Origin of the sequence: Streptomyces sp. NPDC017943, assembly GCF_044328425.1 — a bacterium.
Lineage (GTDB): Bacteria > Actinomycetota > Actinomycetes > Streptomycetales > Streptomycetaceae > Streptomyces > Streptomyces djakartensis_A.
In genome coordinates, this window is the sequence record NZ_JBIRHH010000006.1 from 221,007 (window position 1) to 234,196 (window position 13,190).

The following is a 13,190-nucleotide window of genomic DNA, read 5'->3' on the forward strand; positions in this document are numbered from 1 at the left end:
GTTCGGGATGGCGTACGGTGCGGCGCATGGCAAGTGTGCTCGTGGTCGAGGACGACCAGTTCGTACGCTCGGCGCTCATCCGCCACCTGACCGACGCCGCGCACACCGTGCGCAGTGTGGGGACGGCGCTGGAGGCGCTGCGCGAGGTCGCCCATTTCCGTTTCGACGTGGTCATCCTGGATCTCGGTTTGCCCGATCTCGACGGGTCCGAGGCCCTGAAGATGCTGCGCGGCATCACGGACGTGCCGGTGATCGTCGCCACCGCGCGGGACGAGGAGACGGAGGTCGTCCGGCTGCTCAACGCGGGAGCGGACGACTACCTGACCAAGCCCTTCTCCGTCGAGCACCTGTCGGCCCGCATGGCGGCCGTCCTGCGCCGGGCCCGCTCCCGCCCGGGGGAGCAGGAGACGTCGCCGGTGCTCCGGGTCGGCGGGCTGACCGTCGACCCGCTGCGCCGCCAGGCCGAGCTGGACGGCACGCGACTCGACCTCACCCGCCGGGAATTCGACCTGCTCGCCTTCCTGGCACGCCGCCCCGGCGTCGTCGTCCCCCGCAAGGAACTGCTCGCCGAGGTGTGGCAGCAGTCGTACGGCGACGACCAGACCATCGACGTCCATCTGTCCTGGCTGAGAAGGAAACTGGGCGAGACGGCGGCCAACCCCCGCTATCTGCACACCCTTCGGGGCGTCGGTGTGAAGCTGGAACCACCGGGGGCGCCGCGATGAGGTGGGCCCTGGTCAAGGTGTCGCTGGCGGTGACCACCATGGTGGTGCTCGCCTTCGCCGTGCCGCTCGGCCTCGTCATCCGCGAGATGGCCCGGGACCGGGCCTTCTCCAACGCCGAGCGGGAGGCGGCGGCCGTCGCCCCCGCCCTGTCCATCACCACCGACCGCGACCAGCTGGAGCGTGTCGTCGCCTCCGCCGGCTCCGACGCCGGAATGGCCGTGCACATACCGGCCGGTGACGGCCAGCAGGCTCTGGAACTGGGCCGGCAGCGCGCCGCCGGTCAGGACATCGCGGCCGTGCGCAAACTGGGCCGCGCCTCCACGACCGGCGTCCCCGGCGGCTCCACCCTGCTCCAGCCGGTCGCGCTCAGCACCGGAGAGATCGCGGTGGTCGAGGTGTACGTGCCGGAGTCGGAGGTCACCAACGGCGTGGGCACGGCCTGGGCGGTGCTCGCCGCGGTCGGCGTCGCGCTGATCCTCGGCTCCGTCGCGGTCGCCGACCGGCTGGGCGTGCGCATGGTCCGGCCCGCCCAGCGGCTGGTCGAAGGGGCCGGGGAGCTGGGGCAGGGCAAGCTCGGTGCCCGCGTGCCCGAGGAGGGCCCGAAGGAACTGCGGCTCGCGGCCGTCGCGTTCAACTCCATGGCCGACCAGGTCGTGCAGCTCCTGGCCAACGAGCGGGAGCTGGCCGCCGACCTCTCCCACCGGCTGCGCACGCCCCTGACCGTGCTGCGGCTGAACACCGCCTCGCTGGGCGAGGGACCGGCCGCCGACCAGACCCGCACCGCGGTCGAGCAGCTGGAGCGCGAGGTCGACACCATCATCCGCACCGCCCGCGAGGCCAAACCCCAGACGGCCGCGGCCGGTCCGGGCGCCGGCTGCGACGCGGCGGAGGTGGTGCGCGAGCGGATGGCCTTCTGGTCGGCGCTCGCCGAGGACGAGGGGCGCAAGTGGCGGGTGGCCGGGGCCGACCGGCCGGTGCGCATACCCGTGGCCCGCGCCGACCTGGCCGCCGCGCTCGACGCGCTGCTGGGCAACGTCTTCCGGCACACCCCGGAAGGCACGGCCTTCGCGGTCGACGTGCACAACGGCGAGGACGCGGTGATCGTCCTGGTGTCCGACGCCGGACCCGGCATACCCGACCCGGAGGCCGCGATGGCCCGGGGGAGTGGTTCGGGGAGCGACGGCTCGACCGGGCTCGGCCTGGACATTGTGCGCCGCCTCGCGGAGTCGACCGGCGGGGACGTGCGCATCGGTTCCTCGGTGCTCGGCGGCACCGAGGTGCGCCTCTGGATCCAGCCGGCCGGGCGGGCGCCCGCGGGCAAGGGGCACCGGCAGATGCGACGCCGTCGCCCCGGCCGCCTGACGGCGGCACACCGCTCCCGCACCCGATGACCGCCGCGTACGCCGCCCCACCACCGCAGGTCACCCGGGCCCTGAGCGGTCCTAAGCGGTCCGACGAGGGCGGCGGAGGGGCACTGGGCGATGTGCCGGCCGTGCCGGCCGCCCCGGCGATGCCGTCCCCCGGGGCGGCCCCGTCCCGGCGATCACCGACGGCGGCTACCGACCGCCCGAGCGAGGGCTGACCGCCTGAGTGAGGGCGACCGCCCGTCGTGCGACGGGGAACGGGGCGCGGCACTCCCCTAAGCGTGCCGCGCCCCGCCCCCGCCGGGATCAGAACGCCTGCACCTCGGGCAGCGTGCCCGTCCGGGCCGCCTGTCCGTACCAGTGGGCGCTCGTCTTCGGGGTGCGCTCCAGCGTCGCGTAGTCGACGTACACCGCGCCGAAGCGCTTGCCGTAGCCGTACGCCCACTCGAAGTTGTCCAGCAGCGACCACAGGAAGTAGCCGCGGACGTCCGCGCCGTCGGCGATCGCGCGGCGCACCGCCGACAGGTGGCCGTGCAGGTAGGCGACCCGCTCCGGGTCGTGCACCCGGCCGTCCGAGTCGACCTTGTCGTCGTAGGCCGCGCCGTTCTCCGTGATGTACAGCGGCAGACCCGGTGCCTCGCGGGAGTAGCGCATGATCAGCTCGTGCAGACCGGTCGGGTCGATCGTCCAGCCCATCTCGGTGCGCTCGCCCGGGGTCTGGTGGAAGGCCACGTCGTCCACGCCCGGCCACGGCGAGTGCTCGCTCGCCCCGTGCCCGTCCGCCCGGGGCCCCTTGGTGGCCGGGTCCGCGGCCGACACCAGCGAGGGCGTGTAGTAGTTCAGGCCCAGGGCGTCCAAGGGCTGGTGGATCTGGTCCAGGTCGCCGTCGAGGACGAACGACCAGTCCGTGACACCGGCCGTCGCGGCGAACAGCGACTCCGGGTAGGCGCCGTGCAGGATCGGGCCGTGGAAGACGCCGCTGGCCAGGTCGTCGATCTTGCGGGCCGCCGCCAGGTCCGCGGGGTCCTGCGAAAGCGGCCGGACCGCGGCCGAGTTGAGGGCGATCGCCACCTGGTTGCGGGCGGGCATCACCGACCGCAGCGCGACGGCGCCCAGGCCGTGGGCGAGGTTCAGGTGGTGCGCGGCACGCAGGGCGGCGAGCGGGTCGGTGCGGCCCGGGGCGTGCACGCCCGAGGCGTACCCCAGGAACGCGGCGCACCAGGGCTCGTTGAGGGTCATCCAGTGCTCGACGCGGTCCCCGAGCGCCTCACCGACGAGCTGCGCGTACTCGGCGAACCGGTACGCCGTGTCCCGCTCCGGCCAGCCGCCCGCGTCCTCCAGCTCCTGCGGCAGGTCCCAGTGGTAGAGGGTGACGGCCGGCTTGATGTTCTTGTCCAGCAGCTCGTCGACCAGCCGGCGGTAGAAGTCCAGGCCCTTCTGCACGGCCGGGCCCCGCCCGGTCGGCTGCACCCGCGACCACGAGACGGAGAAGCGGTAGGCGCCCAGGCCCAGGTCCGCCATCAGCGCCACGTCGTCGCGGTAGCGGTGGTAGTGGTCGACGGCGACGTCGCCGTGCTCGCCGCCGGCCGTCTTGCCGGGCGTGTGGCTGAAGGTGTCCCAGATCGACGGCGTACGGCCGTCCTCCCGCACCGCGCCCTCGATCTGGTACGCGGAGGTCGCCGCGCCCCACAGGAAGGCAGGAGGGAAGGTCACCGCGGTGGCCGTGTTCTCGGAGTCAGGCATGGAAGCGCTCCCAAAGAGGTCGTGGAGACCGGAGAGTGAAGAGGGAAGGGAGGGAAGGGGAGGAGGACGAGGGACCGGGGCCGGAGCGGCACCGGCCCGGCCCCCGGGGAAGAGCTACCCCTTGACGGCGCCCTGCATGATGCCGCCCACGATCTGCTTGCCGAAGATCGCGAAGACCAGCAGCAGCGGCAGCGTGCCCAGCAGCGCACCCGCCATGATCAGGGACTGGTCGGGCGTGTAGCCGCGGCCGAGACCCGCGATGGCGACCTGCACGGTGGGGTTGCCGGTCTGGGTCAGCACCAGGAACGGCCACAGGAAGTCGTTCCAGGCCTGCACGAACATCAGCATGCCGAGTACCGCCATCGCGGGCCGGGCCGTGGGGAACACCACGTGCCACACCACGCGCCAGCTGCTCGCGCCGTCCACCCGGGCCGCCTCGATGATCTCGTCCGGCAGCGCCTGGATCAGGTACTGCCGCATGAAGAACACACCGAACGCGCTGACCAGCGAGGGGAAGATGACCGCCTGCAACTGGTCGGTCCAGTCCAGCTCGGCGACCATCATGTACAGCGGGATCACGCTGAGCTGCGGCGGCACCATCATCGTGCCGATCACCACCAGCATCAGGGCGTTGCGGCCCTTGAACCGCAGTTTGGCGAAGGCGAACCCGGCGATCGTCGACAGGACCACGATGGTCGCCGCCGAGATCCCGGCCACGATCGTGGTGTTGAGGAACGCCTCACCCAGATTGGCGTCCCGCCAGGCGATCTCCAGGTTCTTGAACAGGTTCGCGCCGAACCAGAACGGCGGCGGTGTCTCGGCCAGCCGCTGGTTGTCCCGGGAAGCGGCGATCGCCGTCCAGATCAGCGGGAAGAGCGAGACGAGGGTGAACAGGCCCAGGATCACGTAGGCGACCGGACCGGCGTGCAGGGTGCCGCCCGCCCGGGCGGACTTGGGCAGACGCGAGCGCTTCGCCTGCGGGGCGGGGGTCTTCGTCTCGGGGGGCGTCACGATCGTCGTCACGGCCACACTCCTTAAGCACTGGCGCGCAGCCGGCGCGAGATGACGTAGTTGACGATGCCGACGACGATCAGGATGAGGAACATCGTCCACGCGATCGCCGAGGCCCGGCCGAGGTGCTGGTTCACCCAGCCCTGCTCGTACAGGTACAGGCCCAGGGTCTGGAACTGGTGCTCGGCGCCGCCCGAGGCGCCCTTGTTGGCGTCGAACAGCAGCGGTTCGCCGAAGACCTGGCTGGCGCCGATGGTGGACACGACGACCGTGAACAGGATCGTGGGCCGCAGCGACGGCAGCGTCACGTGGAAGAACTGCTGCCAGCGATTGGCGCCGTCCAGCGCCGCCGACTCGTACAGGTCGTTCGGGATGGCCTGCATCGCCGCCAGGTAGATCAGCGCGTTGTAGCCGGTCCAGCGCCAGATGATGATGGTGGAGACGGCGATCTGCGAGGGCCACCGATCGTTCTGCCAGTCGATGTGGTCGATGCCGACCATGTTCAGAACCCAGTTGATCATGCCGTAGTCGCGGCCGAAGAGCAGCACGAACACCAGGGAGGCGGCGGCGATCGAGGTCGCGTACGGCGCGAGCATCACGACCCGGTAGAAGGTCGAACCGCGCAGCTTGTAGTTGAGGATGTGGGCGATGCCCATGGCCATCAGCAGCTGCGGCACCGTGGAGATGATGCCGATGGTCAGGGTGTTCTTCGCCGCGTTCCAGAAGAAGTCGTCGTCGAAGATCCGGGTGTAGTTGCGCAGCCCCACCCAGTTCATGTCGGTGGGCGCCGTGAGTTCCACCTGGTGCAGCGAGGCCCAGCCCGTGTAGATCAGCGGGAACAGGCCGAAGGCCACGAACAGCAGGAAGAACGGCGAGACGAAGGCGTACGGGCTCCAGCGCACGTCCCGCTGCCAGCGTCGGGACAACCGGGCCCGGCGGCGCTCGTCCGGCGCGGACGGCGTGCCCGTCGCCGGACGGGCCGGGGCCGCGCCCCCCTCCTTGGAGGGGAGCGCGGCGGTGTCGGGGCGGGTGGCCATACGGGTCACTTGTCCAGGTTGTTGTCGATGGTCTTCACGGCCGTGTTCCAGGCCTCCTCGGGCGACTTGCCCTTGGTGACCAGCACCAGACCGTTGTCGTTCAGCGCCGACCCGATGATCTGGTCCTTCGGGCCGATGACCTGGACCGGGCTCGTCTCGGCCGCCTCGGCGAAGATCTTGCCGATCGGGGCGTCACCGGTCATCTTGTTCTTCGCGTTCTGCACGGCCGGGGTGTCGTACGCCGACGGCGTGCTGGGGAAGCTGCCGCGCTTCTCGAACAGCTTCGCCTGCTGCTCCGGAGCGGTCAGCCAGGCGGCCAGCTCGGTGGCCTCCTTCACGTGCTTGCCGCTCTTGGGCACGCTGAGGAAGGAGCCGCCCCAGTTGCCGGACTTGGGCGCGGGGGCCACGTCCCACTTGCCCTGGGCCTCCGGCTTGGACTTGCTCTCGATGTAGCCGAGCATCCACGGCGGGCAGGACATCGCCGCGAACTTGCCGTTGGCGATGGTGGTGTCCCAGGCCGGCTGGAACTGGGTCTGCGCGCCCACCAGTCCGTCCTCGGCCGCCTTCGCGGTCATCATGAAGGACTTCTTGACGACCGGGTTGTCCTTGTAGATGACCTCGCCGGACTCGTCGTAGTAGCGGACCTTCTCGCTGGACATGATGGCGCTCATCAGTCCGCCGGGGGAGTCCATGAACGTGGTGCCCTTGGGCGCCTTCTTCTTGTACTCCTGGCCGACGTCGATCAGCTTCTGCCAGTCGCCCGACCACTTCTTCGCCAGCTCGTCGCGGTCGGTCGGCAGGCCGGCCTTCTCGAACAGGTCCTTGCGGTAGCAGATGGCCATCGGGCCGACGTCGGTGCCCAGACCTATCGTCTGGCCCTCCTTGGTGGTGGCCTGCTGCCACTTCCAGTCGAGGTAGTTGTCCTTCTTCACGCCGGGGGCCTTGGAGAGGTCCTCGAGCTTGCCCGCCTGGGTGGCCACGACCTCGGCGATGTTGCCGACCTCGACGCCCTGGATGTCCATCAGGCCGCTGTTGGTCGTGAGGTGGTTGACCAGCGCCGGGTAGTAGTTCTCGTTGCGCTCGGTGACGTTCTCCTGGATCTTGACGTCGGGGTGGAGCTTCTCGTACTCCGCGTAGAGTCCGGCCTCCTTGAAGCCGAAGGTGCCGAACAGACCCAGGGTGATGACGGTCTTGCCGCCACCGCCGCCCGACGAATCCGAGTCGCTGCCGCCGTCGTCGGCACAACCGGCCAGCAGTCCGGCGCCCAGCGACGCCACCGCCGCCAGCACTACCGCCCTACGTGCTCGCATCTGAGGTCCTCCTGTTGCCCTGACGTGCCGACCCCCCGGGCCAACTGCATTGTTGGGCCCTTTTTACTCGCTGCGGCTCGGGTGGGGAACGTGCGGGATGTGTATGTGTCAGGTACTGTGGGAGCGCTCCCACCAGTGATGTGTTGAAGGGTTGCGGGTCGGGGCGAGGGTGTCAAGGGACCGAGCACGGCGAAATGCGTTCAGTTATCGGGCTGTTAACTCGGCCCGTCGGGGCGCTCGCGGACCGGCGGCCCTGACTCGTTTCCGCCGCCGTACCGTACGTGCCGACCGTGCGGCGGCCAAGCGGAAGGCGCCGGGAGCTTCGGCTCACAGGGGCGGTCACCGGCTCTGACGGGGCTGTTAGATTCCAGCCAGCGTGACACACGACGGAAGGCGGAGCCCATGGCAAGCCACGGAGCGCGGGGCCGGAGCGGGGGCCGGCCCACCCTCGAAGAGGTGGCGGCGCGCGCCGGTGTGGGTCGCGGCACCGTCTCCCGGGTGATCAACGGTTCACCCCGGGTCAGCGACGCCACCCGCGCTGCGGTCGAGGCGGCGGTCGCCGAGCTCGGCTACGTCCCCAACACCGCGGCGCGCGCCCTGGCCGCGAACCGCACGGACGCGATCGCGCTGGTCGTGCCCGAGCCGGAGACCCGGTTCTTCGCGGAGCCGTACTTCTCGGACATGCTCAAGGGCGTCGGAGCGGAGCTGTCGGAGACGGAGATGCAGCTGCTGCTGATCTTCGCCGGCAGCGACCGTGAGCGTCAGCGCCTCGCCCAGTACCTCGCGGCCCACCGGGTGGACGGTGTGCTGCTGGTCTCGGTGCACGCGGACGACCCGCTGCCCGACCTGCTCGCGCAGCTGGAGATCCCCGCGGTCATCAGCGGCCCCCGCTCGGCCGGGGAGACGCTGGCCTCGGTGGACTCGGACAACTACGGCGGCGCCCGGCAGGCCGTGGAGCACCTGCTCTCCCGCGGCCGGCGCCGCGTCGCCCACATCACCGGCCGCCTCGACGTCTACGGTGCCCAGCGCCGTATCGACGGCTACCGCGACGCCCTGAGCGACGCCGGTCACGCGGCGGACGAGACGCTGATCGAGGCGGGCGACTTCACCGAGGACGGCGGTCTGCGCGCGATGACGGCGCTGCTGGAGCGCCACCCGGACCTGGACGCGGTCTTCGCCGCCTCCGACGTCACCGCGGCCGGTGCCCGGCAGGCCCTGCGGGAGGCGGGCCGCCGCATCCCGGACGACGTGGCGCTCGTCGGTTACGACGACTCCGCCATAGCCCGGCACATGGACCCGCCCCTCACCAGCGTCCGCCAGCCCATCGAGGAGATGGGCCGCCGGATGATCGACCTCCTGCTGTCCGAGATCGCCGATCGCCGCCCGGCGGCGGCCCGGGGGCTTCAGCGGCGCCAGCTGGTCCTGGCGACGGAGCTGGTGCCGCGGGCGTCCTCCTGACGGCGGGTGCGGGCCGTTCGTCGCGCAACGGCCCGCTCGCGCGGGGGAGTCGGGGCGCCGTGGGCCGCCCGCCGGGAACACGAACGAGGGGCTCTCCCGGTCTCCCGGGAAAGCCCCTCGTCCTTCAGGGTGAGTGACGGGACTCGAACCCGCGGCATCCTGGACCACAACCAGGTGCTCTACCAGCTGAGCTACACCCACCATGACCGGTGTGGAGATCAGTGTCTTCCCCGACCGGCCGAGAAAAAGTGTACAGGGTCCGAAGGGGTGCTCGCGCCCGCCTTTCGCGGCGCCCCTCGGCGGTCCCCGGTCCGGCCTACTGCGCAGGCAGGACGTGCTTCGCCGCGATCGTCCGCGCGGTGTCGGAGTCGGGCCCGGGCTGCGGGACGAAGACGGCCTCGCGGTAGTAGCGCAGCTCCGCGATGGACTCGCGGATGTCGGCCAGGGCGCGGTGGTTGCCGTTCTTCTGCGGACTGTTGAAGTACGCCCTCGGGTACCAGCGGCGGGCCAGCTCCTTGATCGACGACACGTCGACGATCCGGTAGTGCAGGTAGTCCTCCAGCGTGGGCATGTCCCGCAGCAGGAAGCCGCGGTCGGTGCCGACGGAGTTGCCGCACAGCGGGGCCTTGCCGGGCTCCTTGACGTGCTCCTTCACATACGCCAGGACCTGTTCCTCGGCGTCCTTCAGGGTCGTGCCGTTCTCCAGCACCGCGAGCAGGCCGGAGGCGGTGTGCATCTCGCGCACCACGTCCGGCATCGTCTCCAGGGCCTGGTCCGGCGGCCGGATGACGATGTCCACGCCCTCGCCGAGCACGTTCAGCTCGGAGTCCGTGACGAGGGCGGCCACCTCGATGAGCGCGTCGTCCGACAGCGAGAGGCCGGTCATCTCGCAGTCGATCCACACCATGCGATCGTTCATGCGCCCAACCCTACGGCGCGGGGTGCTCGACGCGACTGCCGTGTCCCCGGCTGCGGCGGCTCCCGCGGGCCGCAGTGCGCCGATCGCCGTCCTCGACGGCCGGTGGGAGCGGGAGTGGGCGGGCCGGCGTCATGCCGGCCCGCCCGGTGGCTACCGCCTCACGTTCCGCTGCGCTGGCCCGGCAGGCTCGCCGAGAGGGTCGGGGACGCTCCGACCGCGCTCGCCGCAGCCGTGCGGCGGGACTGGTGCGGTACGGGATGGTCCGGGTGCAGCGGGGTGGGCGCCTGGGCGTGGTGGCCCGGGTGACCGGGATGGCCCGGCATGCCGGAGCCGTGGCCGCCCGGGGCGGTCTCGGACTCCTGCGGACGCTCGCCCTGCGGGCGCCGGGCACGGTACGCCGCCCGGTACGCGGCCGGGGAGGAACCCAGCTGCCGCCGGAAGTGCCCGCGCAGGGCGACCGGCGACCGGAAGCCACAGCGCCCGGCCACCTCGTCCACCGAGTAGTCGGACGTCTCCAGCAGCCGCTGCGCCTGGAGCACCCGCTGCGTGATCAGCCACTGCAGCGGAGCGCTCCCGGTCAGCGAGCGGAAGCGACGGTCGAACGTGCGCCGGCTCATGTACGCGCGGGCCGCCAGCGTCTCCACGTCGAACTGCTCGTGGAGGTGCTCCAGCGCCCAGGCGACGACCTCGGCGAGCGGGTCGGCGCCGATCTCCTCGGGTAAAGACCTGTCGAGGTAGCGCTCCTGCCCGCCGCTGCGGCGCGGCGGCACGACGAGCCGCCTCGCCAGGGCCCCGGCAGCCTCGTTGCCGTGGTCCGTGCGCACGATGTGCAGGCACAGGTCGATGCCCGCCGCGGTGCCCGCCGAGGTCAGCACGTCGCCGTCGTCGACGAACAGCTCACGCGGGTCCACGTGCACCGACGGATAGCGCTTGGCCAGCGTCGGTGCGTACATCCAGTGGGTGGTCGCCGGACGGCCGTCCAGCAGACCGGCCGCCGCCAGCACGAAGGCGCCGGTGCACAGCCCGACGATGCGGGCGCCCTCCTCGTGGGCGCGGCGCAGCGCGTCGAGCGCCTCCTCCGGTGGCGGTGAGGTGATCGAACGCCAGGCCGGCACGACGACCGTGCCCGCGCGTGAGATCGCCTCCAGGCCATGTGGTGCGGTGAGTTCGAGGCCCCCTGTGGTCCGCAGCGGGCCTTCCTCGCCTCCGCACACCAGTAGTCGGTAGCGCGGTACGCCGGCGTCCTGGCGGTCAACCCCGAACACCGACAGCGGTATGGAACTCTCGAAGATGGGGCCGCCGCTGAACAGCAGCACCGCGACGATCTCCTTGCGGCGTCGCCCGGAGACTTTCCGGGCCGCGGTTTCCGGCGCGGCAGTGGAGTCGTGGCTCATCCTGCTAAGCCCCCCTCGGTGGTCGCGGCTCCTCGGTTGTGTCGCTCCTGCACGTTTCCCCTCGGTCCTGCACGAGTCCCCCGCCGTAGACAGTCAAGATCGAATCTACTGTGTCGCATTGCGCCGCAGTGGCCGGTTCGGCACTCGGCACATTGTCGACTTGGCAACTTGGCGTAAAGCATTCGATCACGAAGCGTTGCACTCGTGGGGCGTGCAGGGAAGTGCGCCTCGTCGCAGTGGCCAATCCACGTAGGGTGCGCAGTCGCCCGGAGACCCTTTCCGTGCAGGTCGAACGGGGGTTGGGGGGTGGTGGGGCGGGGGGATGTACGGGTACGAGAAGTTGGCTGAAAACCAGCGTGCCGGGGTACGGAAACCGGTCAGCCGACCGGTGTCTCTCCTCCAGTGTGTCGTCCGCCGCGATGGGACCCCGTCCCCGTGCGGTGGCGCCTGCCCCGGTGGGGGGCCCGGTCCTCGGCCGCGAGCCGGGCCGCGCCGCGCTCGGACTGGCGCAGCAGGACGCGGCAGACGCCCGTGACGGCCGCGAGCCCGAGGGCCGTGCCGGCCGCGCCGGCGAGGGTGGCGCCGTAGGCGAGGAGCACGACCGGGACGAGCAGGCAGCTGAAGACCGCCCAGCGGACCACGTCCGTCGCGGTGTCCCGCCGCGGCGGGGTCGCGCGGTCCGCCCGGGGGGCGGGGCGTGGTGCGGACATGGCGGGGCTCCCTGTGGCGTGGCTCACGGGGTTCAACGCGCGGCCGGGGCGTCGGTCACTGTGTCGCCCGATGACGGCCACGGGTCGGTGCATCCTGTGCAAACCGCCTGTACAGGGCAGCAACCATTGCGTTACGGGCGTCGCCTCGTGCATGCTCCCTGGAACCCGCACGCACGACGGGCGGGAGCTGCACCGAAGAAGCGTGCCGCCGTACCCTTGTGGGTATGGGGTTGGGAAGACCATTCCCGGACACAGCTCCGCCGCACCCTGTTGTCCCACCCATAAAGGATCACAACGCCGAGACAGCCATGGCCGGTCACGAATTCTTCGAACCCGCGGACCGCAAGCGGCCCGTCGCCGATCCCACGGCGGCCGAGCCCCTGGCGGCGGAAGAGCCACGCCATTCGTGCGATCCCGCTTTCAAGCACGGGGTCGTCGTCGGCTTCGACGGCTCGACGTCCAGCGAGCGGGCCCTGGCCTACGCGATCGGCATGGCCCATCGCTCCGGGTCGGGCCTGATCATCGTGCATGTCGCCAACCGGCTGCCGACCACCGTGTGGGCGGGCTGCGAGCCCCCCGTCTTCGTGGACGTGCCGGACCACCGGACCGAGGTGCTCGGGCTGGAGCTGGCCTGCGCGGACTACCTCGCCGAGGTGCCCTGGATCCTGGTCGAGCGCGGCGGTGACATCTGCCACGAGCTCGAGGAGGTCGGCCGGGAGTACGAGGCGGACGCCATCGTCGTCGGATCGACCCACGGCCTCGTCGGACGGATCTTCGGGTCCGTCGCGGGGCGGCTCGCCAAGCGGGCGCAGCGGCCCGTCGTCGTCATTCCCTGATCCCCCCGCCGCCCAACTCCCTTGTGCCCGCGCGAATCTCCTCGCGCGCGGAGGTGTTTGTGCCCTTGTGAAGGGCATATACGGGACATCGCACCACTGCACCTGCACGAAGGGAGCCCGCCGTGGACGAAGACGTTCCCGCGGGAAGCGGAATCACGACCGTGGCCGGTCGACTCGCCCTCGGAATCACCCTGTTGGCCTTCGGTCTGGGCAACACCGCCGTGCTCGACGGCGTCTCGGCCGCCGACGCCTCGTCGATCGCCCAGTACGTGGGCGGAGCAGCCCTGTTCGTCGCCGGGGTGGTGGCCCTGCGCGAGGGCGACGCCGCCGGCGGCACGGCGTTCTCCGTGCTCGGGGCGCTGTGGTTCACCTGGGCCGTGACCGACGCCGGCTCCGGCAACGGGGCAGGGCTGTTCCTGCTGCTGTTCGCCCTCGCGGCGCTGTCCCTCACGCTGGCGGGCGGGGATCGGCTCGGACGGGGCGTGTACGGGCTGTTCTTCGTGGCCCTGGTGCTGCTCGCGGTCGCCGCGTTCGCGGAGAACGACGCGCTCGCGAAGGTCGGGGGCTGGTTCGCCGTCGCCGCGGGCGCGGTGGCGTGGTACGCGGCGACCGCCGCGTTGGCGCACTGGCCGACGGCACTTTCGGGACGCGCTGCCGGCCGGGGAGTGACGGCCACCGGTTAG

Annotated in this window: 12 protein-coding genes and 1 tRNA gene; 5 read left to right on the forward strand and 8 right to left on the reverse strand. The window is 71.4% G+C overall.

Going from position 1 to position 13,190, the window contains the following annotated elements; translation table 11 throughout:
• The first annotated feature begins 26 nt into the window (after positions 1 to 26).
• Together ACH4C6_RS21065 and ACH4C6_RS21070 are read left to right on the forward strand one after the other, a co-directional pair.
• Entirely contained in the window at positions 27 to 725 is a 699-nt protein-coding gene (locus ACH4C6_RS21065) for a response regulator transcription factor (protein WP_398110115.1), read from the forward strand.
• The gene (locus ACH4C6_RS21070; RefSeq protein WP_398110116.1) at positions 722 to 2,116 is read left to right on the forward strand and encodes an ATP-binding protein; all 1,395 of its coding nucleotides are present in this window, start codon (positions 722 to 724) and stop codon (positions 2,114 to 2,116) included. Before ACH4C6_RS21065 ends, ACH4C6_RS21070 begins: the two co-directional genes overlap by 4 nt.
• 279 nt (positions 2,117 to 2,395) lie before the next feature.
• Here the strand turns inward: ACH4C6_RS21070 and ACH4C6_RS21075 are convergent, their stop codons facing one another.
• The 4 genes from ACH4C6_RS21075 to ACH4C6_RS21090 form a co-directional block, all read right to left on the reverse strand.
• Positions 2,396 to 3,832, reverse strand: coding sequence for a GH1 family beta-glucosidase (locus tag ACH4C6_RS21075; protein ID WP_398110117.1), 1,437 nt, complete (start codon positions 3,830 to 3,832; stop codon positions 2,396 to 2,398).
• A gap of 114 nt (positions 3,833 to 3,946) precedes the next feature.
• Positions 3,947 to 4,855: a carbohydrate ABC transporter permease gene (locus ACH4C6_RS21080; protein WP_398110118.1), complete on the reverse strand. Its 909-nt coding sequence runs from the start codon at positions 4,853 to 4,855 to the stop codon at positions 3,947 to 3,949.
• An 11-nt stretch (positions 4,856 to 4,866) separates the two neighbouring features.
• Positions 4,867 to 5,880 (reverse strand): carbohydrate ABC transporter permease, encoded by a 1,014-nt coding sequence (locus tag ACH4C6_RS21085; protein WP_398110430.1) that lies wholly within the window; start codon positions 5,878 to 5,880, stop codon positions 4,867 to 4,869.
• 5 nt (positions 5,881 to 5,885) lie between these two features.
• Positions 5,886 to 7,190 carry an extracellular solute-binding protein gene (locus tag ACH4C6_RS21090; RefSeq protein ID WP_398110119.1) on the reverse strand — a complete coding sequence of 435 codons (1,305 nt, stop codon included), beginning with the start codon at positions 7,188 to 7,190 and terminating at the stop codon, positions 5,886 to 5,888.
• Positions 7,191 to 7,592: 402 nt separating this feature from the next.
• Between ACH4C6_RS21090 and ACH4C6_RS21095 the strand changes: the two genes are divergently transcribed.
• A complete protein-coding gene (locus ACH4C6_RS21095; protein ID WP_398110120.1) occupies positions 7,593 to 8,648 on the forward strand; it encodes a LacI family DNA-binding transcriptional regulator in 1,056 nt (351 codons plus the stop codon).
• A 128-nt stretch (positions 8,649 to 8,776) separates the two neighbouring features.
• Here the strand turns inward: ACH4C6_RS21095 and ACH4C6_RS21100 are convergent.
• From ACH4C6_RS21100 to ACH4C6_RS21115, 4 genes are all read right to left on the reverse strand, one after another.
• Positions 8,777 to 8,849, reverse strand: a tRNA-His gene (locus ACH4C6_RS21100).
• Between the two features lie 115 nt (positions 8,850 to 8,964).
• Complete coding sequence (orn, locus tag ACH4C6_RS21105) at positions 8,965 to 9,567, reverse strand: oligoribonuclease (protein WP_398110121.1); 603 nt, start codon at positions 9,565 to 9,567, stop codon at positions 8,965 to 8,967.
• 158 nt (positions 9,568 to 9,725) lie between these two features.
• Positions 9,726 to 10,961, reverse strand: coding sequence for a helix-turn-helix domain-containing protein (locus ACH4C6_RS21110; protein ID WP_398110122.1), 1,236 nt, complete (start codon positions 10,959 to 10,961; stop codon positions 9,726 to 9,728).
• Between the two features lie 377 nt (positions 10,962 to 11,338).
• Positions 11,339 to 11,671 (reverse strand): hypothetical protein, encoded by a 333-nt coding sequence (locus ACH4C6_RS21115; protein ID WP_398110123.1) that lies wholly within the window; start codon positions 11,669 to 11,671, stop codon positions 11,339 to 11,341.
• 308 nt (positions 11,672 to 11,979) lie between these two features.
• On the opposite strand from ACH4C6_RS21115, the gene ACH4C6_RS21120 reads away from it, so the two are divergent.
• Both ACH4C6_RS21120 and ACH4C6_RS21125 read left to right on the forward strand, forming a co-directional pair.
• Positions 11,980 to 12,507, forward strand: coding sequence for a universal stress protein (locus ACH4C6_RS21120; protein WP_398110124.1), 528 nt, complete (start codon positions 11,980 to 11,982; stop codon positions 12,505 to 12,507).
• 122 nt (positions 12,508 to 12,629) lie between these two features.
• Entirely contained in the window at positions 12,630 to 13,190 is a 561-nt protein-coding gene (locus ACH4C6_RS21125; protein WP_398110125.1) for a hypothetical protein, read from the forward strand.

Excerpts from the sequence above, each read along its gene's own strand:
- ACH4C6_RS21065 (WP_398110115.1), top strand. The coding sequence starts at position 27 with ATGGCAAGTGTGCTCGTGGTCGAGGACGACCAGTTCGTACGCTCGGCG.
- ACH4C6_RS21085 (WP_398110430.1), bottom strand. The coding sequence starts at position 5,880 with ATGGCCACCCGCCCCGACACCGCCGCGCTCCCCTCCAAGGAGGGGGGC.
- ACH4C6_RS21110 (WP_398110122.1), bottom strand. The coding sequence starts at position 10,961 with ATGAGCCACGACTCCACTGCCGCGCCGGAAACCGCGGCCCGGAAAGTC.
- ACH4C6_RS21070 (WP_398110116.1), top strand. The coding sequence starts at position 722 with ATGAGGTGGGCCCTGGTCAAGGTGTCGCTGGCGGTGACCACCATGGTG.
- orn (WP_398110121.1), bottom strand. The coding sequence starts at position 9,567 with ATGAACGATCGCATGGTGTGGATCGACTGCGAGATGACCGGCCTCTCG.
- ACH4C6_RS21115 (WP_398110123.1), bottom strand. The coding sequence starts at position 11,671 with ATGTCCGCACCACGCCCCGCCCCCCGGGCGGACCGCGCGACCCCGCCG.
- ACH4C6_RS21075 (WP_398110117.1), bottom strand. The coding sequence starts at position 3,832 with ATGCCTGACTCCGAGAACACGGCCACCGCGGTGACCTTCCCTCCTGCC.
- ACH4C6_RS21095 (WP_398110120.1), top strand. The coding sequence starts at position 7,593 with ATGGCAAGCCACGGAGCGCGGGGCCGGAGCGGGGGCCGGCCCACCCTC.
- ACH4C6_RS21120 (WP_398110124.1), top strand. The coding sequence starts at position 11,980 with ATGGCCGGTCACGAATTCTTCGAACCCGCGGACCGCAAGCGGCCCGTC.
- ACH4C6_RS21090 (WP_398110119.1), bottom strand. The coding sequence starts at position 7,190 with ATGCGAGCACGTAGGGCGGTAGTGCTGGCGGCGGTGGCGTCGCTGGGC.